Origin of the sequence: Pseudomonas sp. B21-040, from assembly GCF_024748695.1 — a bacterium.
Taxonomy (GTDB): Bacteria; Pseudomonadota; Gammaproteobacteria; order Pseudomonadales; family Pseudomonadaceae; genus Aquipseudomonas.
Window position 1 is genome coordinate 4,797,242 of record NZ_CP087176.1, and the last position, 21,945, is coordinate 4,819,186.

Here is a 21,945-nt window from a genome sequence, read left to right on the forward strand (position 1 = left end):
TCGAACGACAGAAACAGGGCGCCATGAGCGCTGGCAAAGTGCGAAAGACTGGCACAGTGATGGCACCTTGACCACCCTGACCTGTCTCGCGGCATCAAGAGACAGCTTCAACTCGTTGTAGTTCTTGGCTTTTCTTATAAATCTACAGCTCTGATATGCTTTCCGGCCTTTGGTCCGAGGTAGCACCATGCAACTCATCGATATCGGCGTCAACCTGACCAACCCCAGTTTTGCCGACAAACACCAGGCCGTACTCGACCGCGCGTATGCCGCGGGGGTCTGCCAATTGGTACTGACCGGCACCAATGTCGAGGGCAGTGAACAAGCCCTGGAGCTGTGCCAACAACTGGACGAAACAGCTCAACGGCTGTTCGCCACTGCTGGCATTCACCCCCATGCGGCGACTGACTGGAATGCTGACAGCGCGCAGCGTCTGCGCAGTTTGCTCAAGGAGCCGAACGTGGTGGCCGTGGGTGAATGCGGGCTGGATTTCAATCGTGATTTCTCGCCCCGCCCACAGCAGGAAAAAGTCCTGGAAGAACACCTGGCGATGGCAGTCGAGTTGCAGTTGCCGGTGTTCCTGCATGAGCGCGACGCCAGTCAGCGACTGCTGGAAATCCTGCGTGATTACCGTGACCAATTGCCGGCCGCCGTGGTGCATTGCTTCACCGGCGAAAAGAAAGCCTTGTTCAGCTACCTCGATCTGGATTTGCACATCGGTATCACCGGCTGGATCTGCGATGAACGCCGCGGCACGCACCTGCATCCGTTGGTGAAGGAGATCAAGCGCGGACGCCTGATGCTGGAGAGCGATGCTCCGTATCTGCTGCCACGCAGCCTGCGGCCCAAGCCAAAAAATGGACGTAATGAACCGGCGTATTTGACTGAAGTTTTACGGGAAGTGGCGTTGCATCGCGGGGAAAGCGAAGAAGATCTCGCCGCCCACAGCACCGCCTGTGCACGAGCATTCTTCGGTCTGCCCACCATCGCCCAGTAACCACCACTCCTACAGGGGACGGTGAGGGTTGTTGATCCATATCAAATGCAGAACCCCACGATAGCGACACAATGCTGGCACCTTGCCAATGCTGTTTCCGCTATCAGAGAAGACCTCCATGGGTGCCTGGCTTAGCAACATCTCGCTGAAATACAAATTTTGGGCGGTCAACGCGGTTGCCTTCTTCACGACCCTGCTGCTGGTGCTGTACGCCGTGCAGCTCGAACAACAGGCGCGCAGTCATGCCGCTCAGGCGAGCGCTCAGGCGCAAGTGCGATTGCTCAGCGCCTGGCCATCCGGGCAACCGCTGCCCAAGGCCGACAACCTGTTGACCTTCGGGCACGGGCAGGCGCCGCTGCTGAACGGTCAGCCGCTGCTGGAACTGACGGATAGCCATGGCTGGGTCGAGATCAACTCAATGCCGCTGTTCGGTGATAACCCGTTGATGGGCGCCGAAGTGTTCGCTCGTCCCGATGGCCAGCAGGTGGCGCTGCTCGCTTTTGGCCCGAGCCTGAACCAGGTATTCAGCGAGCGATTCACCCACTACGCAGTCGCCGTTTTTATCCTGATGCTGGCAATGCTGGGTGCATCGCAACTGCTCATCCGCTTCCTGCTGAGTCAGCTCAACACTCTGAAAGATGTGATGCTTCACGTCGAGAAAACCGGCGACCTGTCAGCCCGTGTGCCACTGGCTAGCAAGGACGAAGTCGGGCAGATGGCGCATGCCTTCAACGCGATGCAGGCCGGTTACCAACGGGTGGTAACCACCGTCGCCAGCACGGCTCGGCAATTGGATATCGGCGCCGCACGCCTGGCCTCAAGCATGAACGACGTGCGCCACGGCATGCTCGGCCAGCAAAGCGAAACCGATCAGGCCGCCACGGCGATCAACGAAATGACCGCGACGGTCCACCACATCGCCCAACATGCCGGCGCGACCCGCGACCTCTCGCAAACCGCCGACACCTTGGCCGGCAGCGGGCAGGAAGTGGTCATCAGGGTACAGAAGTCGATTGCCGGGCTGTCCAGCGGCGTGCAGCAGACGGCCGAGATGATTCAACGTCTGGCCGAGGACAGCCAGAAAATCAACGGTGTGGTCAGCGTGATTCACAGCATCGCCGAGCAAACAAACCTGCTGGCCCTAAATGCGGCCATCGAGGCGGCACGGGCCGGTGAAATGGGCCGGGGCTTTGCCGTCGTCGCCGATGAGGTGCGCAACCTGGCCAAAAGCGTCCAGACCTCCACCGACGAGATCACCTTGATGGTGTCCGCCTTGCAGGCCGGGACCCGGGACGCGGTGGACTTCATGCAGGAAAGCTCCTTCAAGGCCGACGACTGCGTGCAGCAGGCTCAAGAGGCCGGCGCCGCGCTGGCGGAGATCACCGGCGCCGTGGCGCAGATGCGTGAAAGCAACACGCAGATTGCGGTGGCAGCTGAACAGCAGAGCCATGTGGCGGAAGAGATGAACCGGGCGGTGGTGAGTATTCGGGATGTGACGGAGAACACCGTGCAGCAGACCATAACCTCAGCCACCACCAGTCATGAACTCGCGGCGTTGGCCGGGGAATTGAGTAAGGCGATCGGACAGCTCAAATTGTAAGGGCCCCATCGCGGGCACGCCCGCTCCCACATGTGATTTCAGTGACCACTCGTTAGGTGACAACACACATACACTGTGGGAGCGGGCTTGGTCCGGGCGGCGATCCGACGATAGCGTCAGCCGGGGCACATCAAACCTGGCCATGCCCACCTATTAACCCTATAGCCAACCTCGATTCGCCGACCGTCCTCCCCCCGCCTATTCTTCAATCATATGGTCAACACGGATTGAGGAGTTCCAACATGGGCAAACGTCACCCCAACCTACCCGCCTGGCAATGGCGAGCGTACCCCAACAATCATCAGCACCCGACCAACCTGGTGCTGCACCTGATTGCCGTGCCGCTGTTCATTGTGGCGTTTCTATTGATTGTTTCCGGTGTGTTCAACCTGAGCCTGGCAAACATCGCCATCGGTGTGGTCGGCCTGTTCGCGGCCCTGGCCCTGCAACGTCACGGTCACCGTCTGGAGGCGCAAGCCTCCGAGCCGTTCAGTGATCGCAAAGACGCGGTGTCACGCTTGCTGGTCGAGCAGTTCCTGACGTTCCCACGGTTTTTTCTGAGCGGCGGCTGGTGGCGCGCCTGGCGTGAGCGCCACGGTCGGCACTGATCAGGCGAAAATCGTGACCGTCTGCCGGCTCATGGCGATCAACTGACCGTCCGCGCTCCAGAGTTTTGCAGCCGCATGGCCGTAGCCGTCTGCGCCGTGCTCGGTTTCCACCCGGTATTTACACCAGTCCAGCGTGCTCAATGGCAGCAATGGCTGGACGAATTCGATGGTCCAGGTCAGCGTGCTGCCCATTGCCGGCTTTTTCAAATGAGGCAACAAGGACGGCGGCCAGGCGTCCACCAGCGCGAGAATATGTGACTCAGTGACAGCCTCCTCCTTCACGTCCCCACGCAAACGCACCCAGCCGCCCATTTCGCGAGAGTCGTTGCCGGTGAACGGCATGCCACCTACCGCCCAGCGCATCGCCAGATGCTGCATGAACTCTGGAATCACGCCGGGAATGAAGGGCAACTCCTGGCATTCGTCCCAGTGCTTCATGTCGGGTGCCGGTTTTGCCGCGATCGCCACTTCGGAGGGCCGCGAGGCACCAAAGCTGCCCTGAATCAACGTCACCACTTGCCCCTTCTGCATCGCCCGGCCGAGCACCTGGCTGACAGCCTTACCTTCGCGCAATACATCGACTTCAAAGCTGACAGGCACTTCAGGCTCAACGGGGCCGACAAAGGTGATCGCCAGCGAACGCACCGGCCGGTCTGCCGGGACTTTTGCGCGCATGGCTTCGTATTGCAACGCCGCCACCAGGCCACCGAAACTGGCACGCCCCTGCGCCCATCCGGCCGGAATAGACAGCTCCAGCGGTTGCCGGCGGACGGCGTCGAGCAGATCGCAAAAGCGCATGAAAACCTCAGAGACGGAAAAAAGTAGAGAGGGATCTTAACCAGCCAGCGACGTGGATACAGCACTTATTCCGGCCAAAAGCACTGACAGAAGGGCCGTGACTGGTGCGAACACGGATTGCACACCCGACACAAAACAAATGTGGGAGCGGGCTTGCCCGCGATAGCGGTCTGACAGTCACTATTAAGGTGTCTGTGCTGCCGCCATCGCGGGCAAGCCCGCTCCCACATTTTTGATCGGTTGTGCTTTCAGGATTTGAAACAGCGGGCGCTTAGTTTGTCGAGAACGCGATCGGCGCGGCTTTCGGCCTCGGCCAAGGTGGTTTTCCAGACGGCGACACACGGCTGCAAATCAGCTTCCTCTTGCGCCCTGGCCAGCCATTGCCAGCTGTCGTGCCAATCGCCCAAGGCACTCTGCGCCGACTTCAATCGGGACAACGCGGACTTCGGCAAACGGTCGAGCTCGGGATAGGCTTCGATGCCATAGCGCACGCGCTTGATCAACAGGCGCAAACGGTGTCGGTCATGGGCCGGATCGTGCAACGCCACGTCCAGTTTCTTCCACTGTTTGCCCAAGCGTTTTTCGATGCGCTTACGCAAACCCTTGAGCAAACCCTGACGCTGGGACGCGCGTAAAAAACGCGGAAAGGCGTCGAAGATCATCAGCAGCTGCGCCAGCTCGGGGCTGACCGCCACCGCCGGATAAGCCTCGACCATTTGCGCCAACCGCCAATGTGCGGCTTCGGACTGACCGTGTTCAAGCAAATAGGCCGCCAGTACTTCACGATCGCGCAACGGCGTGGTCAGTTCGCCGACCCGCGCCGCCGCTGCCTCTACCTGCTCGACGCCGGGCAGCCCACGCAAGGGTCGCAACAGGCTGCGCAAATGGCGAACCGTGGTGCGCAGGTCGTGTAACGCTTCAGGGTCAGTGCGAGCACTCAAGCGTGCCTGACAGGCCAACAAGCGGACTTCAAGGCCCAGGACATGAGCCACCAACCGATCAACCAAATCAGACATCGCTTGCTCCCTGAGTCGAACTTCCCCTCTTGCCTACGTCATGCCTTCAACGGCCGGCACGAGACTCACGAATATAGAACCGTGCTTTCTGGGCCTTGCTGGCACAGCCTTCGTAAGCTTCGAATTGTTGCTGGGTCTTGGCACCGGTCAGCAACGACAGAGCCTTGGAGTAGCTGACGGTCCCGGCGAAACCTTCGGCCTTGGCCAAGTCTAGCTCATGCCACGCCGCATCGATCTGGCTTCCACAGCTTTCGCGGTAAGCCGTTTTACCGGCACAACCGGCGAGCGCCAGGGCAATCAAAGGTACGCAAATCCAGGCTTTCATCAATACCACCTCAAGATAGGTCAACAGTCGTGCAGGTATGACGGTCCGGCACGTGAAAAGTGCCTTGGCCACACAAGGCAAACAAAACTATAGCGTGCGAAGAATAGCCATGTGCCGCCACGGAGTGTCGAAAAAACGACGCGCCCGGCCCATCGAGCGACCTTGGCGATTGAAGCCCGCCCTTCAATGGGTGCATTGTTGAACCTTGTCAGACGAGGGCGATTCATGAAAAAGCGTATCGCACTGGTACTGGGCTCAGGTGGAGCCCGAGGCTATGCCCATATCGGTGTCATTGAAGAGATCGAACGGCGTGGCTACGACATCGCCTGCATCGCCGGTTGTTCCATGGGCGCGGTGGTTGGCGGGATTTATGCCGCTGGCAAACTTGACGAGTATCGCAACTGGATCGAAAGCCTGGATTACCTCGATGTGTTGCGCCTGGTGGACGTCAGCTTTCGGCTTGGCGCGATTCGCGGTGAGAAGGTCTTCGGGCAGATCCGCAAGATCGTCGGCGAGATCAATATCGAAGACCTGCGCATTCCTTACACGGCCGTGGCCACGGACCTGACCAACCAGCAGGAAATCTGGTTCCAGGAAGGCTGCCTGCACCAGGCCATGCGCGCCTCGGCAGCGATCCCCAGCCTCTTCACCCCGGTGATGCAGGGCAACCGGATGCTCGTCGATGGCGGCATTCTCAACCCTTTACCGATCGTGCCGGTGGTGTCGAGTCATTGCGACCTGATCATCGCGGTCAATCTCAACTCCACCAACCAGCGCCATTATCAACTGCCGGTCATTCAGCGCCCGGCGGCGTTCAAGACCCGCTTCGACAGCCTGATCAATTCGCTGGGTTCAAAATTGCCCTTCCGCCGCAAACAGGCCGAACAATTGCTGCTGCTGGAGAAGGAAGCTCTGATGGCAGAAGCGGCCGAGATCAACCCTTGGGTCGAATCTGCCGAGCCCGCAGCGCAGCAACCGGCCGCGGCCCCTGAACGCGACGGTGCGCCGAAATCGGCCACCGGCTCATTCATCATCGACAACGTCGGCCCCGCCTCGCTGCTTGACCTGATCAACCAGAGTTTCGAGGTGATGCAAACGTCGCTGGCGCAGTACAAGATCGCCGGTTACCCACCGGATATTCTGATCAACGTGCCGAAGCGGGTCTGCCGGTTTTTCGAGTTCTACAAGGCGCCGGAGCTGATCGCGCTGGGACGGGAGATTGCGCGGGATACGCTGGACCGCTATGAGAATGAGCGCGAGCCCTGAGATTCTGAGGATTGTTCTCACGCGCTGCGTGGGAACGATCAGCGATCAGGTATCAAGCAACCGATACCCAACCCCCGCCTCGGTCACGATAAACCGCGGTTGTGTTGGATCATCCGCCAGCTTCTGGCGTAAATGCCCCACCACAATCCGCAGGTAATGACTGTCCTCGGTATGGGTCGGCCCCCAGATATCCTTGAGTAACTGCTGCTGCGTAATCACCCGCCCCGGATGTCGCGCCAGCTGCGCCAGCACTGCGTACTCCTTGCGGGTCAACGCGACTTCGCTGCCATCGAGCAGCACCCGTCGATACGCCAGGTCAACGGTCAACGGACCGAACGTCAACGCCGCTTGCTGAGCCTCCCCGACCGGTGCCTGACGCAACAAGGCGCGCACCCGTGCCAGAAACTCTTGAATACCAAACGGCTTGGTCACGTAGTCATTGGCACCGCCATCCAGTGCCTCGACTTTCTGCCCTTCACTGGCGCGTACCGACAGCACCAGCACCGGCACTGTCGACCATTCGCGAAACTCGCGCAGCACTTGCTGGCCGTCCATGTCGGGCAGACCGAGGTCGAGTACCAGCAAGTCCGGTTTGTTCAGCGCGGCTTGCGCCAAGCCTTCGGTGCCGGTGCCGGCTTCCAGCACTTTATAGCCTTGGGAGACCAGGCTGATACGCAGGAATTTACGGATTTGCGGCTCATCGTCGATGACCAAAATGGTCGCGGTCTGGCTCATGGTTTCTGATCGCGGCGTGAAGATGTCCAAAGGGTATCAGGCTTCACTTTCATCGCTCACCCTCAAATGCAGGCTGTTCCTGCAACGGCAAGTGAAGGGTGATGCAGGTCCCACGCCCATCGATGCCATCGCCGACGCTGATGCGCCCACCATGCGCTCCCACCATCCCCTGACAAATCGCCAGCCCCAGCCCGGTGCCCTGCCCGCCCCGATCACCGCGCGCGGCGGTGTAGAACATGTCGAAAATCTTCGCCCGCTCTTCCTGCGGAATCCCCGGCCCTTCATCACTCACCGAGAAAAACAGCTCACTGTCGGCGGCCCCGGCGCGCAACTGCAAACGCCCATGCGCCGGTGAAAATCGTGCAGCGTTTTCCAATACGTTGACCAGTGCCTGTTCGATCAACGCCGCGTGGACGAACAGCAATGGCAACTCTGCCGGCACTTCAGTGCTGACCTGCAATGGCGTCAGCACTGCGCGCAGTCGATTGAGCGAACTGCCGACAATGTCGGCCGGTGACACCCAATCGCGCGCCAGTTTCAGCGCGCCGTGACCGAGGCGGGTCATGTCCAGCAAGTTCTGGATATAGCGATCCAGGCGCTCGGCTTCGTCACGGGTGCCTTCGAGCAATTCCTGGCGATCCTCCAGTGGAATGGCTTCACCGAGGGCCAACAGGCTGTCGATGCTACCGCGCATGGACGTCAGCGGTGTGCGCAAATCGTGGGACACCGAGGCCAACAGTGCACTGCGCAGTTGCTCGGTTTCGCCATGCAGTCGCGCCGCTTCGAGGTCCTCGGCCAGTTGCGCACGGGCCAGCGCCTGCGCCAGCGGCTGGCTCAACGCGGTCAACAAACGCCGACGTTGGCCACTTAAAGTCTGGCCTTCTTTGGCGCACACGCCGAGCAACGCCAACGGCCCGTCTTCCACCGACAACGGCCACCACCACCAACGCCCCATTGGCAATGTTCCGGTGCCTGCACCGGCGGGTTGATCGTGCTGCCAGGCCCAATCGGCGGCCGCGCGCTCGGCTTCGGAAAACTCCAGCGGGCCGCCGGTTTCAACTTTCCAGCCACCCTGCCCGTCTTGATTGAGCAGGCACAATTGCAGGTCACTCCAGCCATTGAGGTGTTGTGCGGCGGCGCTGACCACGGCTTGACGGTCAGTGGCGGCGGTCAGTTTGCGCGACAGGTCGAGCAGTTCGGTGGTCTCTTCCTGAGTGTCACGCAGCGCCTGCAATTGCCGCCGTTGCCGGGCCGCGAGGTTGCCGGTGAGCGCCGCCATCAGCAGGAAGAACAGCAAGGTCAGCACGTCTTCTTCGCGCTGGATGGCGAAGGAAAAATTCGGTGGGATGAACAGGAAGTCATAGGTCAAAAACGACAGCGCCGCACAGGCCAGCGCCGGGCCGAGGCTGCTGCGCACCGCCACCAGCAATACGGCGGCGAGAAACACCAGCGAGATATTGGGCAGCGGCAAAAGACTCGCCACGCCCCAGGCCAGCGCACTGGCCAACACCGTTGCCACCACCGCCAGTGCGTAGTCGAACCACACCAGCGTCTGCGCCGACCGCTGGCGCGGCTGATGCGGTGTGTGATTACTGTCGAGGACGTTGATTTCCAGCCCGCGCGCATCGCGCAGCAGGCGTGACGCCAAGCCACCGCCGAACAACCGTCGACGTAAACGCTGCCGGGACTGGCCAACCAACACTAGGCTGGCGCGGCGTTCAGCGGCGTGCTGGATCAGCGTTTTCGAGACCTCGCCTGCCCGCAGCAACACCACCTCGCCCCCGAGGCGTTCGGCCAATTGCTGGGCGCTTTGCAGACGCAGGCGCGATTGCTCGTCGCGCACGCTGCCGTTGTCGACATGCACCAGGCTCCACGGTAAATGCCGGCGCTGGGCAACGCGGCTGGCGTGGCGCACCAGGCGCTCGGCTTGTGCATCGCCATCGACGCCGACCAGCAATCGCCCACGCACCGCTGGCGCCGCCTGACCGAGTTGGCGATAACCCTGGGCCAGGTCGTTGTCGACCTGGGCGGCGGCGGTTTGCATCGCCATTTCGCGCAGGGCGGTCAGGTTGGTCTGGGTGAAAAACGCATCGATGGCCGCTCGCGCCTGCTCCGGCACGTAGACTTTGCCGTCACGCAAGCGCTCAAGCAGCTCGCGCGGAGGCAGGTCGATCAGCAGCAGTTCGTAGGCCTCTTGCAGCACCCAGTCCGGCAGGGTTTCACGAACCTGTACGCCGGTGATACCACGGACCTGGTCATTCAGGCTTTCGAGGTGCTGGACGTTGACCGTGGTGAAGACATCGATGCCGGCGGCGAGCAATTCCTGGATGTCTTGCCAGCGTTTGGTATGGCGGCTGCCGGGGGCGTTGCTGTGGGCCAGCTCATCGACCAGCACCAGTTTCGGTTTGGCTGCGAGCAAACCGTCGAGGTCCATTTCTTCAAGCATTACGCCACGGTATTCCGAACGCACCAACGGCTGCTGCGGCAAACCGCCGAGCAGCGCTTCGGTTTCGGCGCGGCCATGGGTTTCGACCACACCGGCGATGACCTTCACACCCTGGCGCAATTGAGTGTGCGCCGCTTGCAACATGGCGTAGGTTTTGCCGACCCCGGGCGCGGCGCCGAGGAAGACCTTGAGCCGGCCTCGACCATCGCGGGGCAGGTCTGCTAACAGCGCGTCGGCGCGGCCGGAGTCACTCATGCTTGCTCTCTTTATTCAGGTGTTGATGGGGTGACCTTTCTACCGTCATCGCGGGCAAGCCCGCTCCCACAAAGGGTATACATTCCAATGTGGGAGCGGGCTTGCCCGCGATTGACAGCGCCACCGATTTACAACTTTTCCAGCGCAATATTCAGCGCCAACACATTCACCACCGGCGGCCCCACCAACGGCTGTTCAATGTGCGCGTCCAACAATTGTTGCAGCGTAGACACCGGCAGATTACGCGCTGCGGCAACTCGCGCCAGTTGATAGGCAATCGCGGCCGGTGGCAAGTGCGGATCGAGGCCGCTGCCCGAGGTGGTCAGCAAGGCCAACGGTACGGGTCCCTGCCCTGGCACCAGAAGCTTGTTGGCCTCGTCGATCACCCGAGTGGCCAGCGCCGGATTGCTCGGCGACAGGTTGCTGGCGCCGCTCGACACCGTGGCAAAGGCACCGGCCGATGGACGCGGGTGGAACCAGGCGTCACCGACAAAGTCCTGGGCAATCAGCGACGAACCCCGGACCTTGCCGTCGGCATCGCGCACCAGACTGCCATTGGCTTGATCAGGGAACGCGACCTGCGCGACGCCGGTGACAACCAATGGGTAGGCAACGCCGGTAATCAGGGTCATCAGCACCAGCAGGCTCAAGGCCGGACGTATCATTGTGGTCATTTCAAAATCCTCGTAATCAGTGAACAAGTCAGCGTTTATTCAGCTGCGCCGTGGTGCATTCATCGCGAGCAAGCTTTGCTCCTACGGGTTGGCGTCGCAGGTGCAAGGCTTGCCCGCGATCGAGCGCGAAGCGCTCGCCACGGTCAAACCAGATGCAACGCCGTCAGCAGCATGTCGATCGCCTTGATGCCCACGAACGGCACCACGATCCCGCCCAGCCCATAAATCAGCAGATTGCGTCGCAGCAACGCCGCCGCACTGGCCGCCTGCACGCGTACGCCGCGCAATGCCAGAGGAATCAGCACCACGATGATCAGGGCGTTGAATACGATGGCCGACAGAATCGCGCTCTGCGGACTGGTCAGGTGCATGACGTTCAGCACACCCAGTTGCGGATAGATCGAGGCAAACAGCGCCGGCAAAATCGCGAAGTATTTGGCCACGTCGTTGGCAATGGAAAACGTCGTCAGCGCACCGCGCGTCACCAGCAATTCCTTGCCGATCTGCACCACGTCCAGCAGCTTGGTCGGGTCGCTGTCGAGGTCGACCATATTCGCCGCTTCGCGCGCCGCTTGTGTGCCGTCGTTCATCGCCATACCAACGTCCGCCTGGGCCAGGGCAGGGGCGTCGTTGGCACCGTCGCCGCACATGGCGACCAGGCGACCGTCGTTTTGCTCGTGACGAATGCGCGCGAGTTTTTTCTCCGGTGTGGCTTCGGCCAACACGTCATCGACGCCCGCTTCGGCGGCAATCGCGGCGGCGGTCAGCGGGTTGTCGCCGGTCACCATGACCGTGCGAATCCCCAGTTTGCGCAGCTCGGCGAAACGCTCACGGATGCCGGGTTTAACCACGTCCTTGAGGTGAATCACGCCGAGCAATTTACCGTCGGCACAGACCAGCAACGGGGTGCCGCCGCTCTGCGCGATTTTGTCGATTTCCCGGGACAGCGGCGCGGCCAGGTCGGCGCGCTTCAGGTCGAGAAACGCCAGCAGCGAATCCACCGCGCCCTTGCGATACACACGGCCCTGATAGTCGACACCGGACAAGCGGGTTTCAGCGCTGAACGGTACGGCCGTCAGCAATTCGGTGGCGGGTTCAGGTTGAGGCTGAGTGCCGCGCAGGTACTCGACGATGGATTTACCTTCCGCCGTGTCATCGGCCAGCGAAGCGAACAACGCGCCCTCGGCCAGTTCCCTGGCGTTGACACCCGGTGCCGGATGCACCGCCGTGCAACGACGGTTGCCGAAGGTGATGGTGCCGGTCTTGTCCAGCAACAGGACGTGCACGTCCCCCGCCGCTTCCACGGCCCGACCGGACTTGGCGATCACGTTCAAGCGCACCAGACGGTCCATCCCGGCGATGCCGATGGCGGACAGCAAACCGCCAATGGTGGTCGGGATCAGCGTGACCAATAACGCCACGAGGAACACCAGCGGCAGGCTGCCATTGGCAAAGTGGGCGAACGGTTGCAGGGTGACGACCACCAGCAGAAAGATCAGGGTCAGGCCGATCAGCAAAATATCGAGCGCGACTTCGTTGGGTGTCTTCTGGCGTTTGGCGCCTTCGACCAACGCGATCATACGGTCCAGCGTCGACTCGCCGGGGTTGGCGGTGATCTTCACCAGCAGCCAGTCGGACACCAGGCGAGTGTTGCCGGTGACGGCCGAGCGGTCGCCCCCGGACTCACGAATCACCGGTGCGGATTCACCGGTAATCGCCGCTTCGTTGACTGCCGCGATGCCTTCAATGACCTCGCCGTCACCGGGGATCATTTCCCCCGCTTCGACGCGCACCACATCGCCCTTGCGCAGATTCGTGGCCGGCACGACCTGGAATGTGCCATTGCTGGTTTTACGACGGGCGCTCAAGCCTTCGCTGCCGGCCTTGAGGCTGTCGGCGCGGGCCTTGCCGCGACCTTCGGCCAAGGCTTCGGCGAAGTTGGCGAACAGCACGGTGAACCACAGCCACAAGGCGATTTGCGCGGCGACAAAGGTCGGCACGCTGCTGTCGGGAATGAAGCACAGCACAGTGGTCAGGATGGCCGTCAGTTCGACCACCAGCATCACCGGCGCACGCTGCAATTGGCGTGGGTCGAGCTTGACGAAGGCTTGCACCAGCGCCGGTCGCCAGAGGGCCGAGATTGCGGTTTTCGGTTGTTCCGGCGCCTTGACGGCAGCGGCTTTAGTTGCGGGCATATTCATCATTGATTCCTCAGAAGCCCAAGCTCAAGTGTTCGGCAATCGGACCCAGCGCCAACGTCGGCAAGAAGGTCAAACCACCCACGAGCAAAATGGTCACGGTCAACAACGTCACAAACAGCGGGCCATGGGTCGGGAAGCTGTTCGGGCCGATCGGTGCGGATTTCTTCATCGCCAGGCTGCCGGCCAGGGCCAGTACCGGGAGGATGTAACCGAAGCGACCGATCAACATGCCAAGCCCCAGCATCAGGTTGTGGAACGGGGTGTTGGCGCCGAAGCCACCGAACGCAGAACCGTTGTTGGCGCTGGCCGAGGTGTAGGCGTAAAGCAATTGGCTGAAACCGTGCGGACCGGGGTTGCTGACGGCGGCGACAGGACCGGGCAAGCTCGCCGCAATCGCGCCGAGCACCAGCACGCCGACCGGCATCACCAGCAACGTCACCACCAGCAACTGCACTTCTTTGGCTTGCAGTTTCTTGCCGAGGTATTCCGGCGTGCGCCCGATCATCAGGCCGGCGAGGAACACCGCGATCAACACGTTCAGCAACATGCCGTAGAGGCCAGCGCCGACACCGCCGAAGATCACTTCGCCGACCATCATGTTGACCAGCGCGACCATGCCGCTCAGCGGATTAAGGCTGTCATGCATGCCGTTGACCGAACCGTTGGACGCCGCCGTGGTGGTCACTGACCACAGCACTGTGGCGGTGGTGCCGAAACGCGCTTCCTTGCCTTCCAGCGGCGCGGTCTGTTCGACGGCGACGTTGTTCAGCGCAGGGTTAGGTTGGTACTCGGCCCACAGCGAAGTCGCGCCGCCAATCAGGAACAGGGCCAGCATGCAGGCGATGATCGCGCGGCTCTGACGCAGGTCTTTGACGTAGTGGCCGAAGGTGAATACCAGCGCGACCGGGATCAGGATGATCGAGCCCACTTCGAACAAGTTGCTCCACGCCGTCGGGTTCTCGAACGGGTGCGCCGAGTTGACGCCGAAGAAGCCGCCACCGTTGGTGCCCAGTTGCTTGATCGCAATCTGGCTGGCGGCGGGACCGAGCGGGATCACCTGATCGACACCTTGCATCGTCACGGCATTCACGTACTGAGCGAAGGTTTGCGGCACGCACTGCCAGACCAGGTACAGCGCCAGCAGCAGGCACAGCGGCAACAAGCCGTAGAGGGTGGCGCGGGTCATGTCGACCCAGAAGTTGCCCAGGGTCTTGGTCGACTTGCGACCAATACCGCGACACAGCGCAACCAATACCGCCAGGCCGGTGGCGGCGCTGACGAAGTTCTGCACGGTGAGGCCGGCCATCTGACTCAAGTAGCTCAGGGACGCTTCACCGCTGTAGGCCTGCCAGTTGGTGTTGGTCATGAAGCTGATGGCGGTGTTGAACGCCAATGTCCACTCCTGACCCGGCAGGTTTTGCGGGTTCAGCGGCAGGTGATCCTGGAACAACAGGATCGCGAACAACAGCAAGAAGCCCGCAAGATTGAAGGCGAGCAAGGCCAGCGTGTATTTCTGCCAGCTCTGTTCAACCTGCGGATCAACGCCGGCCACGCGATAACAGCCGCGCTCCACCGGCCCGAGAATCGGTGTCAGCCACGTGCGCTGACCTTCCATTACCTTGTAGTAGAAGCGCCCCAGAAACGGCGCCGGGACCAATACCACCGCGAAAAACGCGAGGATCAGCCAATAGTCATAACTGTGCATAGCCGCTCCTAGTTCCGGTCCGCGCGCAACAGCGCAACCAACAGATAAATGAACAGCCCCACTGCCAGTAGCAGTGACACTCCGTCCAGAACGCTCATGGAAGTTCTCCGTGTTACGGCGTATTGCCGCGTGTGGAGTCATTGTCGGAAGGAAGGCTGTAAAGGAACGAGATCGAGGGTGTGTGCGGGGCATAAAGAAAGCGTAAAGAGTGGGTTTATGGGTTTGTTACAGGCCGTTTTTTCGGTGTCTCGACGGGCCTCATCGCGGGCAAGCCCGGCTCCCACAGGTTCAGCGGTGGAACCAGATGATGCGGTTGGCTCAAATCCTGTGGGAGCCGGGCTTGCCCGCGATGACGGCAGATCAGACGACAACGCCCTCAACTGGCGCATAAAAAACGCTCATACGGTGGCGAACATCCCCCATACGACACCTTTTTGCGCTTTACGACTGCCATCACAACACTGGCACGCCCGCTGCACACGCCCTCCCCCGAGCATTCCAAACCGTTCAGGGAGAAAGCGCATGAACACACAACTCAAACCCACGTTGGGCACGTTGCACTTGTGGGGTATTGCCGTCGGGCTGGTGATTTCCGGCGAGTACTTTGGCTGGAGTTACGGCTGGGGCGTGGCGGGGACATTGGGCTTTCTGGTGACTTCTTTTATGGTCGCCACCATGTACACCTGCTTCATCTTCAGTTTCACCGAGCTGACCACGGCGATTCCCCATGCCGGCGGCCCGTTTGCCTACAGTCGTCGCGCCTTTGGTGAAAAAGGCGGATTGATCGCCGGGCTGGCGACGCTGATCGAATTCGTCTTCGCGCCGCCAGCGATTGCCTTGGCGATTGGTGCGTATCTGAACGTGCAATTCCCGGCGCTGGACCCTAAGCACGCAGCGGTCGGCGCGTACATAGTGTTCATGGGCCTGAACATTCTCGGGGTGAAACTCGCGGCCACCTTCGAGCTGGTCGTCTGCGTATTGGCCGTGGCAGAACTGCTGGTGTTCATGGGTGTGGTCGCCCCGGCGTTCAGCTTCAGTAACTTCGCGTTGAATGGCTGGGCCGGTTCCGACGTGTTTGGCGCCCCGGCAATAGCCGGGATGTTCGCGGCAATCCCTTTCGCCATCTGGTTCTTTCTCGCCATCGAAGGCGCGGCCATGGCGGCCGAAGAAGCCAAGGACCCGAAACGCACGATTCCAAAAGCCTACATCAGCGGCATTCTGACCCTGGTATTGCTGGCCATGGGCGTGATGTTTTTTGCTGGCGGCGTGGGTGACTGGCGCACCCTGTCGAACATCAACGATCCACTTCCGCAAGCCATGAAAACCGTAGTCGGCGAAAGCTCCGGGTGGTTGCACATGCTGGTGTGGATCGGCCTGTTCGGCCTGGTGGCCAGTTTCCACGGGATCATTCTCGGCTACTCGCGGCAGTTCTTCGCGTTGGCCCGGGCCGGTTATCTGCCGGCCTCCCTGGCCAAACTGTCGCGTTTCCAGACCCCGCATCGAGCCATTATCGTGGGCGGCGTGATCGGAATCGCCGCGATTTACAGCGATGGCCTGATCAACCTCGGTGGCATGACGCTGACCGCGGCGATGATCACCATGGCGGTGTTCGGCGCGATCGTGATGTACATCATGAGCATGCTCAGCCTGTTCAAGTTGCGTAAAACCGAACCGAACCTGGAACGCACTTTCCGCGCGCCGTGCTATCCGCTGGTGCCGATGATCGCGTTGTTGCTGGCAGTGGTCTGCCTGGTGGCGATGGCCTGGTTCAACACCTTGATCGGGCTGATTTTCCTCGGCTTCATGGCGGTGGGTTTCGTGTACTTCCTGATGACCGCGCAGTTGCGCGCGGATGCACCGGCGGACGCCATGTTGACCGGGCTATAAACGGCGCAGGTGCACTGGCCAGATCAGGCATAGAATGGAACCACGGCGAAACCTCATCGCTCAAAGTGGTATGCACGATCGATTGACGATCTCCGCCAATCGGCCTGCCCTCAAGGAGAGCCCTATGCCCTGGTATGCCTGGTTGATTCTGATCGTTGCCATCGGCTCGATCGTTGGCGGATTGATGATGTTGCGCGACACCGCCAACAAGGTCGAACTGACCGACGAACAACGTAAACGCGTCGCTGAACGCAATGCGGAAATGGATGCCAAGGAAGCGCAGGACCGTTAAACCAAAAACCCTGTCATTCTCAGTGAATGACAGGGTTTTACGTGCCTACTGCTCCCAATCGGCCTTGGCGATGTGCAAGCCATGCAGCCCCTTGTAGGCCGCACGCTCCGGCTGGCTCCAGCCTTGCAACAACGAATCCTCCAACCGATAAATTTCCACGCCCAGTGGCCGGCACACGGTCAGCGGATCCTGCGCATCCGGCCCCCACATGGCCAACGACAGGTCACCGCCGGGGCAGGTCGAGAGCGCACACAGCAAATCGATCTCGGCAAAAAACTCCAGATAATCGCCCTTCTGCGCCGGACAGGCTTTCATGAAGTACAGGTCGTCGTGGTTCAGGCCCGTGCACTGGAAAATATTCAGCACGTCGTGCACGTCGAACTCGGTCAGGCCATGGGGCAACACGGCGCGGGTCAGGTTGGAGTGGCAGTGATGATGAAAGTCCTCGCCAGTGAGCATTTTGTTCACATAAGGATCGCAGCGGGTGCCGAGTAAATCGTGCAAGCGCCCGCCATGTTCGTCGATGCCATAACTGGCCAGGCTGTCGTCGGTAATGGTCACCAAAGGGCGCAAAAAAGGCAGGTTCGACCAGAGCCGGTCATGGGTGCTGACGTGGGCACCTTGCAATTGACGGGTTCGCGCCGCCCACAAGCGCTCCCGTGGGTCGTGTGCATTCCACACATTGAAGTCTCCCACTTGCGGGCCCACCGGTGTGGTCACCCGAAACACATGCCCTGCCGGCACGTTCCAGGCGCGGCCGGTGCGGATGGGTACTTCGAACTGCTCAATCAGTGTGCGCCCCTCCTTTGCGTCACGAATCCGTTCGTAGAACGGCTTGTCCACCTGCAGTGCCGAGCCTTTGCTGACTTGATAGGCCGCCGGATAGTCTTTGTACATGGCACGAGTCCTCGATCAGTGATGGGATGAAGAGGCAAGCATTTGCAACAGGAGGTGTTCGGAGTCGTCGAGATAAAGGCTCATGGCCTCCATCGCCGCACGCTGGTCGCCTTCGGCCAGCAATTGATGGATCTGCTGGTCACGCGCAAGCCAAGGTGATTGAAAACGCGACTCATCGGGGGCGACGAAAAACACCAGGCGCAATTGCGCGACAACGTTGGTGAAGAACTCATCGAATAGTGGACTGCGCAACAACCCGACAATGTGTTGATGAAACGCCAGGCTGTGGGTGCCGACCGCACGCCAGTCCTCGCGCTCCCTGGCCAATTCAGTAGCTTCAAGGGCCAGGAGCATTTGGTCGGACTGGTCATCGCCCAACGGCTGACTGACGTTGATGGCCTGTAACTCCAGAGTGCGACGGACCTTGAACAGGTCCACTACATCCTTGACACCGAGCCTGCGCACCCTCACACCTTTGTTGCGTACATACACGGTCAACCCTTCCTGCCCCAACCGATGCAAGGCTTCGCGGATCGTGTTGCGGGACGCGCTGTAGGCAAGCACAAGATCGTTTTCGACCAATGCCATGCCGGGTAGCAAACGACCGCCAATGATGTCGGCGCGCAATTCCAATGTGATCTGGTCGGCCAGGGACTGTCCGTTGCTCATGCTCTTCGCCCTTGATTGTTCAACAATCTCCAGTTACCGAGTAATCACTATTCATGCCATGTTTTTGTCGCACTCAGGACGGAGTTGGACGCATCTGCATGCTTTTTAGAAGTAGAAGTACAGTCACCATTCAATTTTCATTGGTTAAGATGGCGCATTGTTGCGGAGATTTCACATGCGTTACTCGCAGGACCATAAAGCCCAGACCCACAAACGCATCATCAAGGAAGCTTCGGCGCGGTTTCGTCGTGACGGTATTGGTGCGACTGGCCTGCAACCACTCATGAAAGCGCTGGGGTTGACTCACGGCGGTTTTTATTCGCACTTCAAATCGAAAGACGAACTGGTGGAAAAGGCGCTCCAGGCCGCTGGCGATCAGGTCGACGTCAAATGTGCCGAGCTGTTCGCCCAGGATCGCCCGCTGGACGCATTCATCGACGCTTACTTATCTGAATGGCACCAGACCTCACCTCAAGAAGGTTGCCCGTTGCCAACCATGTCGTCGGAACTTGGCTTGCGCGGGCAGCCGAGCCCGACCAGTGATGTGGTGCTCCACGCCCGGCTCGATCAAATCCAGGGAACCCTGGACCGAGATGACGCCGCCGACCACAGCATTGTCATCATGTCGACGCTGGTCGGGGCGCTTCTGCTATCGCGCAGTGTCGAGAATCCGGAACTGGCTCAGCGGATCCTCGACGTGACTCGCGCCTACCTCAAGCGATCACAGGATTAACCCTGCCAGCGCTTGAACAGCACACTGGCGTTGACTCCGCCAAACCCGAAGCCGTTGGACAACGCATACTCGATCGCCATTGGCCGCGCCTTACCATGGACGATGTCCACGCCTTGAGCCGCCGGGTCCGGATTCTCGAAATTCAGGGTGGCCGGCACGATCTGATCGCGAATCGCCAATAACGTGAAAATCGCCTCAATCCCGCCGGCTGCACCGAGCAAATGCCCCGTCGCCGACTTGGTCGATGTCACCGCCACCTTATTGTCAGAACCGAACAACGATTTGATCGCGGCCAACTCGCCGAGATCGCCAACCGGCGTCGAAGTTGCGTGTGCATTGAGATGCTGCACCTGAGACGGTGAAATCCCGGCCTGCGCCAACGCCAACGACATCGCTCGGCGCGCACCATTGCCATCTTCGGGGCCTGCTGTCAGGTGAAAGGCGTCGGCACTGGTGCCGTAGCCGACCAACTCGGCTATCGGCTGCGCCCCGCGAGCCAAGGCATGCTCCAGCGATTCAATCACCAGGAGGCCCGCGCCTTCGCCCATCACAAAGCCGTCACGCCCACTGTCGAACGGCCGGGAAGCGCGCTCCGGGGTGTCGTTGTAACCGCTGGACAAGGCCCGCGCCGCCGCGAACCCGGCCAGACTGACCCGATCAATCGAAGCCTCGGCGCCGCCACACACGGCAATGTCCGCTTCACCACAACGAATCAACCGAGCGGCATCACCGATCGCTTGCACCCCGGCCGCACATGCCGTCACCGGGGCGCCCAGCGGGCCCTTGAATCCGTGCTGGATCGACACATGTCCCGCCGCGAGATTGACCAGAAACGAAGGAATGGTGAAGGGCGACAATCGTCGTGGACCACGACTGTCGGTGGTGCGCACCGCGTCGGCAATCGCGCCGAATCCGCCGACCCCTGAACCGATGATGGTTGCGGTACGTTCCTGGGCTTGCGCGTCCAGCGCCTGCCAACCCGCCTGCTCCAACGCCTGCCGTGCGGCCTCCATGGCAAACAGAATGAAGCGGTCCATCTTCTTCTGCTCTTTGGGTGGGGTCGCCCGATCCGGGTCAAAACCCGCCTCGGCATCCTCCTCGGCAGTTGGCACCACACCGCCCACCTTTGCCGGCAAATCGGCGACCACCTCGTCCGGCAAATTCCGCAGCCCGGAACGTCCGGCCAACAGACGCTCCCAGACAGCCTCTACACCGCTACCCAATGGAGACACCAGGCCCATGCCGGTGACAACTACTCGACGATCACTCATGCCGTAATTACCTCAATACGATTGAAGGTGTTTCATTTGTAACGCGCGGCGGCGGTACTTTTGGAAAGATTCGGCGCCATGACCAGGCGGGCCTTTACAAAGTCGTCCCAGTCCGAGGCGTTCGGCAACGATGGAATGGTGATCAGTTCACCTTGGTCCAGGCCGGATAACGCCGCATCAACCATTTCACCGGCTTCCATGACCATCTCCGCCGGAATCTGGCTGGCGTCGATGCCGGAGCGTTCCCAGATTTCGGTGCGCGTGACACCCGGCAACACGGCCTGGACCTTGACCCCGGTGCCATCCAGTTCGGCATTCAAGGATTGGGTCAGGCTTAACACATACGCTTTACTGGCGCTGTAGGTCGCATTGAAGCGCTCGGGAAACAAGGCCACCACCGACGCGATATTGATAATTGAACCCCGTCCCGCCTTGGCAAAACCCGCGGCTGCCGCCGATGCCAGGCGTGTGACTGTAGTGACATTCAGTTGGATCAGCTTTTCCAGATAATCCATGTCGGCATTCGCGAGGAGACCATCCGACGCGACGCCAGCGTTGTTCAGCAGCAGGCTAATACTCGAATCGCTGCGAAGTCGTTGTTCGATCTTCAGCACATCATCCTTTTGTGTCAGGTCTACCTTGAGCACTTCCACCTGAACGCCGTGCTCGGTGCGCAACTTGCTTGCTGCCGCTTCCAGTCGCTCTTGATCACGGGCGACCAATAACAAATCAAAACCACGCGCCGCCAACCGCTCGGCGTAAATCGCACCGATACCGGAAGAGGCGCCGGTGACAAGGGCCGTACCTTGGGACTGGGTGGAAGTCATGACTGTGCTCCAGGTAAATATTTGAGAAAGTGAGCGTCTGAACAGCGGCACGCTTCAGCGGCACGCGAATGAATTATAGGCATAATATTAGAGGCATATGATAGCCATAATTTTTTATCAGCCGATGAAAGGCGTCTCACCACCCCTATCCGAAAACAGAGGATCGAAGATCGGCGTGAGCTGTTGTAGCAGGGCCTGCTGGATCAGGCGATCCACGACGCTGGGGATGCCCAGCTGCCTTGTACCGCCTTTGGGTTTGGGGATGTTGACGGCGCGCACACCTTGCGGTTGATACTCGCCAGCCAGCAGCCGAGTCTTGAGGATCGGCCAATACTGTTTAACGTAGCCTGCCAATTTGTCGACCGTCATGCCATCGGCACCCGGCGCACCCTTGTTGCTGACCACGCGGTGATACGCACGCTTGAGGTTGGTCGGTGCAAGCACCCGCTCCATCAGCGTGTCCGGCTCCGCGTTCGTCCACGTCACAGACGCCGATGATACCTGTGCGCTGTCAGCCGTCGTCCTCGGACTCTGTCCGGGACTCGGAGTAACAGTCTTCTCTGGGAGAAATTTCTGCATTTCGGTATTCAACGAGACTCTGACGCCTACTGGCGACATAACCTCTTCGGCCCTTGGTGACGGGGTTATTCGTCACTTACTACGGCTTCGGCTGACTGCTGCACGCTCATCCCGTCGCCTCTCGACGCTCGGTAGCACAATGGCAGCGTGCAGATCTCCCAGGG

20 protein-coding genes and 1 pseudogene are annotated in these 21,945 nt (G+C 60.5%); 7 read left to right on the forward strand and 14 right to left on the reverse strand.

Annotation, left to right across the window (positions count from 1 at the left end; all coding sequences use genetic code 11):
• Positions 1-187: 187 nt before the first annotated feature.
• From LOY55_RS21960 to LOY55_RS21970, 3 genes are all read left to right on the forward strand, one after another.
• Positions 188-997, forward strand: coding sequence for a TatD family hydrolase (locus tag LOY55_RS21960; RefSeq protein ID WP_046031788.1), 810 nt, complete (start codon positions 188-190; stop codon positions 995-997).
• Positions 998-1,115: 118 nt separating this feature from the next.
• Positions 1,116-2,597 (forward strand): methyl-accepting chemotaxis protein, encoded by a 1,482-nt coding sequence (locus LOY55_RS21965; RefSeq protein ID WP_109787136.1) that lies wholly within the window; start codon positions 1,116-1,118, stop codon positions 2,595-2,597.
• 242 nt (positions 2,598-2,839) lie between these two features.
• Positions 2,840-3,205 (forward strand): Mpo1-like protein, encoded by a 366-nt coding sequence (locus tag LOY55_RS21970; RefSeq protein ID WP_223522760.1) that lies wholly within the window; start codon positions 2,840-2,842, stop codon positions 3,203-3,205.
• Here LOY55_RS21970 and LOY55_RS21975 read toward each other — a convergent pair whose 3' ends face one another.
• The 3 genes from LOY55_RS21975 to LOY55_RS21985 form a co-directional block, all read right to left on the reverse strand.
• A complete protein-coding gene (locus tag LOY55_RS21975) occupies positions 3,206-4,003 on the reverse strand; it encodes an acyl-CoA thioesterase II (protein WP_077431592.1) in 798 nt (265 codons plus the stop codon).
• 248 nt (positions 4,004-4,251) lie between these two features.
• Entirely contained in the window at positions 4,252-5,019 is a 768-nt protein-coding gene (locus LOY55_RS21980) for a CHAD domain-containing protein (protein WP_046031784.1), read from the reverse strand.
• Positions 5,020-5,065: 46 nt separating this feature from the next.
• Entirely contained in the window at positions 5,066-5,344 is a 279-nt protein-coding gene (locus tag LOY55_RS21985) for a hypothetical protein (protein ID WP_046031783.1), read from the reverse strand.
• 225 nt (positions 5,345-5,569) lie between these two features.
• Between LOY55_RS21985 and LOY55_RS21990 the strand changes: the two genes are divergently transcribed.
• A complete protein-coding gene (locus LOY55_RS21990; RefSeq protein ID WP_046031782.1) occupies positions 5,570-6,610 on the forward strand; it encodes a patatin-like phospholipase family protein in 1,041 nt (346 codons plus the stop codon).
• Between the two features lie 45 nt (positions 6,611-6,655).
• Here LOY55_RS21990 and LOY55_RS21995 read toward each other — a convergent pair whose 3' ends face one another.
• The 6 genes from LOY55_RS21995 to kdpF all read right to left on the reverse strand — a co-directional run bounded on the left by LOY55_RS21995 (position 6,656) and on the right by kdpF (position 14,724).
• Positions 6,656-7,345, reverse strand: a complete 690-nt coding sequence (locus LOY55_RS21995) for a response regulator (RefSeq protein ID WP_046031781.1) — start codon at positions 7,343-7,345, stop codon at positions 6,656-6,658.
• 49 nt (positions 7,346-7,394) lie between these two features.
• Positions 7,395-10,046, reverse strand: coding sequence for a sensor histidine kinase KdpD (locus LOY55_RS22000; RefSeq protein WP_258666690.1), 2,652 nt, complete (start codon positions 10,044-10,046; stop codon positions 7,395-7,397).
• 128 nt (positions 10,047-10,174) lie between these two features.
• Positions 10,175-10,720 (reverse strand): potassium-transporting ATPase subunit KdpC, encoded by a 546-nt coding sequence (kdpC, locus tag LOY55_RS22005; RefSeq protein WP_046031779.1) that lies wholly within the window; start codon positions 10,718-10,720, stop codon positions 10,175-10,177.
• Positions 10,721-10,863: 143 nt separating this feature from the next.
• The gene (gene kdpB / locus LOY55_RS22010) at positions 10,864-12,921 is read right to left on the reverse strand and encodes a potassium-transporting ATPase subunit KdpB (protein ID WP_046031778.1); all 2,058 of its coding nucleotides are present in this window, start codon (positions 12,919-12,921) and stop codon (positions 10,864-10,866) included.
• 10 nt (positions 12,922-12,931) lie between these two features.
• Complete coding sequence (gene kdpA, locus LOY55_RS22015) at positions 12,932-14,626, reverse strand: potassium-transporting ATPase subunit KdpA (protein WP_258666694.1); 1,695 nt, start codon at positions 14,624-14,626, stop codon at positions 12,932-12,934.
• 8 nt (positions 14,627-14,634) lie between these two features.
• Complete coding sequence (gene kdpF, locus LOY55_RS22020; protein WP_007899818.1) at positions 14,635-14,724, reverse strand: K(+)-transporting ATPase subunit F; 90 nt, start codon at positions 14,722-14,724, stop codon at positions 14,635-14,637.
• Positions 14,725-15,148: 424 nt separating this feature from the next.
• On the opposite strand from kdpF, the gene eat reads away from it, so the two are divergent.
• Together eat and LOY55_RS22030 are read left to right on the forward strand one after the other, a co-directional pair.
• Positions 15,149-16,513, forward strand: a complete 1,365-nt coding sequence (gene eat / locus LOY55_RS22025) for an ethanolamine permease (protein ID WP_077431590.1) — start codon at positions 15,149-15,151, stop codon at positions 16,511-16,513.
• 124 nt (positions 16,514-16,637) lie between these two features.
• On the forward strand, positions 16,638-16,805 hold the full coding sequence (locus tag LOY55_RS22030; RefSeq protein WP_080943056.1) for a DUF2897 family protein: 168 nt from the start codon (positions 16,638-16,640) through the stop codon (positions 16,803-16,805).
• 45 nt (positions 16,806-16,850) lie between these two features.
• On the opposite strand, the gene LOY55_RS22035 is transcribed toward LOY55_RS22030, so the two are convergent.
• Positions 16,851-17,702, reverse strand: a complete 852-nt coding sequence (locus tag LOY55_RS22035) for a DUF1989 domain-containing protein (RefSeq protein WP_046031775.1) — start codon at positions 17,700-17,702, stop codon at positions 16,851-16,853.
• A 15-nt stretch (positions 17,703-17,717) separates the two neighbouring features.
• Positions 17,718-18,371 carry a GntR family transcriptional regulator gene (locus tag LOY55_RS22040; protein ID WP_046031774.1) on the reverse strand — a complete coding sequence of 218 codons (654 nt, stop codon included), beginning with the start codon at positions 18,369-18,371 and terminating at the stop codon, positions 17,718-17,720.
• A gap of 175 nt (positions 18,372-18,546) precedes the next feature.
• Between LOY55_RS22040 and LOY55_RS22045 the strand changes: the two genes are divergently transcribed.
• On the forward strand, positions 18,547-19,104 hold the full coding sequence (locus tag LOY55_RS22045; RefSeq protein WP_077431588.1) for a TetR/AcrR family transcriptional regulator: 558 nt from the start codon (positions 18,547-18,549) through the stop codon (positions 19,102-19,104).
• On the opposite strand, the gene fabF is transcribed toward LOY55_RS22045, so the two are convergent.
• The 3 genes and pseudogenes from fabF to LOY55_RS22060 all read right to left on the reverse strand — a co-directional run.
• Positions 19,101-20,375, reverse strand: coding sequence for a beta-ketoacyl-ACP synthase II (fabF, locus tag LOY55_RS22050; protein WP_258666698.1), 1,275 nt, complete (start codon positions 20,373-20,375; stop codon positions 19,101-19,103). The genes LOY55_RS22045 and fabF overlap by 4 nt on opposite strands.
• A 32-nt stretch (positions 20,376-20,407) precedes the next feature.
• The gene (locus LOY55_RS22055; protein ID WP_258666702.1) at positions 20,408-21,202 is read right to left on the reverse strand and encodes an SDR family oxidoreductase; all 795 of its coding nucleotides are present in this window, start codon (positions 21,200-21,202) and stop codon (positions 20,408-20,410) included.
• A gap of 147 nt (positions 21,203-21,349) precedes the next feature.
• Positions 21,350-21,820: pseudogene (locus tag LOY55_RS22060) on the reverse strand (group II intron reverse transcriptase/maturase); the annotation flags it as partial.
• Between the last annotated feature and the right edge of the window lie 125 nt (positions 21,821-21,945).

What these genes read in the sequence shown, in the direction of transcription:
- LOY55_RS21960 (WP_046031788.1), top strand. Translation starts at nt 188, where the DNA reads ATGCAACTCATCGATATCGGCGTCAACCTGACCAACCCCAGTTTTGCC.
- LOY55_RS21965 (WP_109787136.1), top strand. Translation starts at nt 1,116, where the DNA reads ATGGGTGCCTGGCTTAGCAACATCTCGCTGAAATACAAATTTTGGGCG.
- LOY55_RS21970 (WP_223522760.1), top strand. Translation starts at nt 2,840, where the DNA reads ATGGGCAAACGTCACCCCAACCTACCCGCCTGGCAATGGCGAGCGTAC.
- LOY55_RS21975 (WP_077431592.1), bottom strand. Translation starts at nt 4,003, where the DNA reads ATGCGCTTTTGCGATCTGCTCGACGCCGTCCGCCGGCAACCGCTGGAG.
- LOY55_RS21980 (WP_046031784.1), bottom strand. Translation starts at nt 5,019, where the DNA reads ATGTCTGATTTGGTTGATCGGTTGGTGGCTCATGTCCTGGGCCTTGAA.
- LOY55_RS21985 (WP_046031783.1), bottom strand. Translation starts at nt 5,344, where the DNA reads ATGAAAGCCTGGATTTGCGTACCTTTGATTGCCCTGGCGCTCGCCGGT.
- LOY55_RS21990 (WP_046031782.1), top strand. Translation starts at nt 5,570, where the DNA reads ATGAAAAAGCGTATCGCACTGGTACTGGGCTCAGGTGGAGCCCGAGGC.
- LOY55_RS21995 (WP_046031781.1), bottom strand. Translation starts at nt 7,345, where the DNA reads ATGAGCCAGACCGCGACCATTTTGGTCATCGACGATGAGCCGCAAATC.
- LOY55_RS22000 (WP_258666690.1), bottom strand. Translation starts at nt 10,046, where the DNA reads ATGAGTGACTCCGGCCGCGCCGACGCGCTGTTAGCAGACCTGCCCCGC.
- kdpC (WP_046031779.1), bottom strand. Translation starts at nt 10,720, where the DNA reads ATGACCACAATGATACGTCCGGCCTTGAGCCTGCTGGTGCTGATGACC.
- kdpB (WP_046031778.1), bottom strand. Translation starts at nt 12,921, where the DNA reads ATGAATATGCCCGCAACTAAAGCCGCTGCCGTCAAGGCGCCGGAACAA.
- kdpA (WP_258666694.1), bottom strand. Translation starts at nt 14,626, where the DNA reads ATGCACAGTTATGACTATTGGCTGATCCTCGCGTTTTTCGCGGTGGTA.
- kdpF (WP_007899818.1), bottom strand. Translation starts at nt 14,724, where the DNA reads ATGAGCGTTCTGGACGGAGTGTCACTGCTACTGGCAGTGGGGCTGTTC.
- eat (WP_077431590.1), top strand. Translation starts at nt 15,149, where the DNA reads ATGAACACACAACTCAAACCCACGTTGGGCACGTTGCACTTGTGGGGT.
- LOY55_RS22030 (WP_080943056.1), top strand. Translation starts at nt 16,638, where the DNA reads ATGCCCTGGTATGCCTGGTTGATTCTGATCGTTGCCATCGGCTCGATC.
- LOY55_RS22035 (WP_046031775.1), bottom strand. Translation starts at nt 17,702, where the DNA reads ATGTACAAAGACTATCCGGCGGCCTATCAAGTCAGCAAAGGCTCGGCA.
- LOY55_RS22040 (WP_046031774.1), bottom strand. Translation starts at nt 18,371, where the DNA reads ATGAGCAACGGACAGTCCCTGGCCGACCAGATCACATTGGAATTGCGC.
- LOY55_RS22045 (WP_077431588.1), top strand. Translation starts at nt 18,547, where the DNA reads ATGCGTTACTCGCAGGACCATAAAGCCCAGACCCACAAACGCATCATC.
- fabF (WP_258666698.1), bottom strand. Translation starts at nt 20,375, where the DNA reads ATGAGTGATCGTCGAGTAGTTGTCACCGGCATGGGCCTGGTGTCTCCA.
- LOY55_RS22055 (WP_258666702.1), bottom strand. Translation starts at nt 21,202, where the DNA reads ATGACTTCCACCCAGTCCCAAGGTACGGCCCTTGTCACCGGCGCCTCT.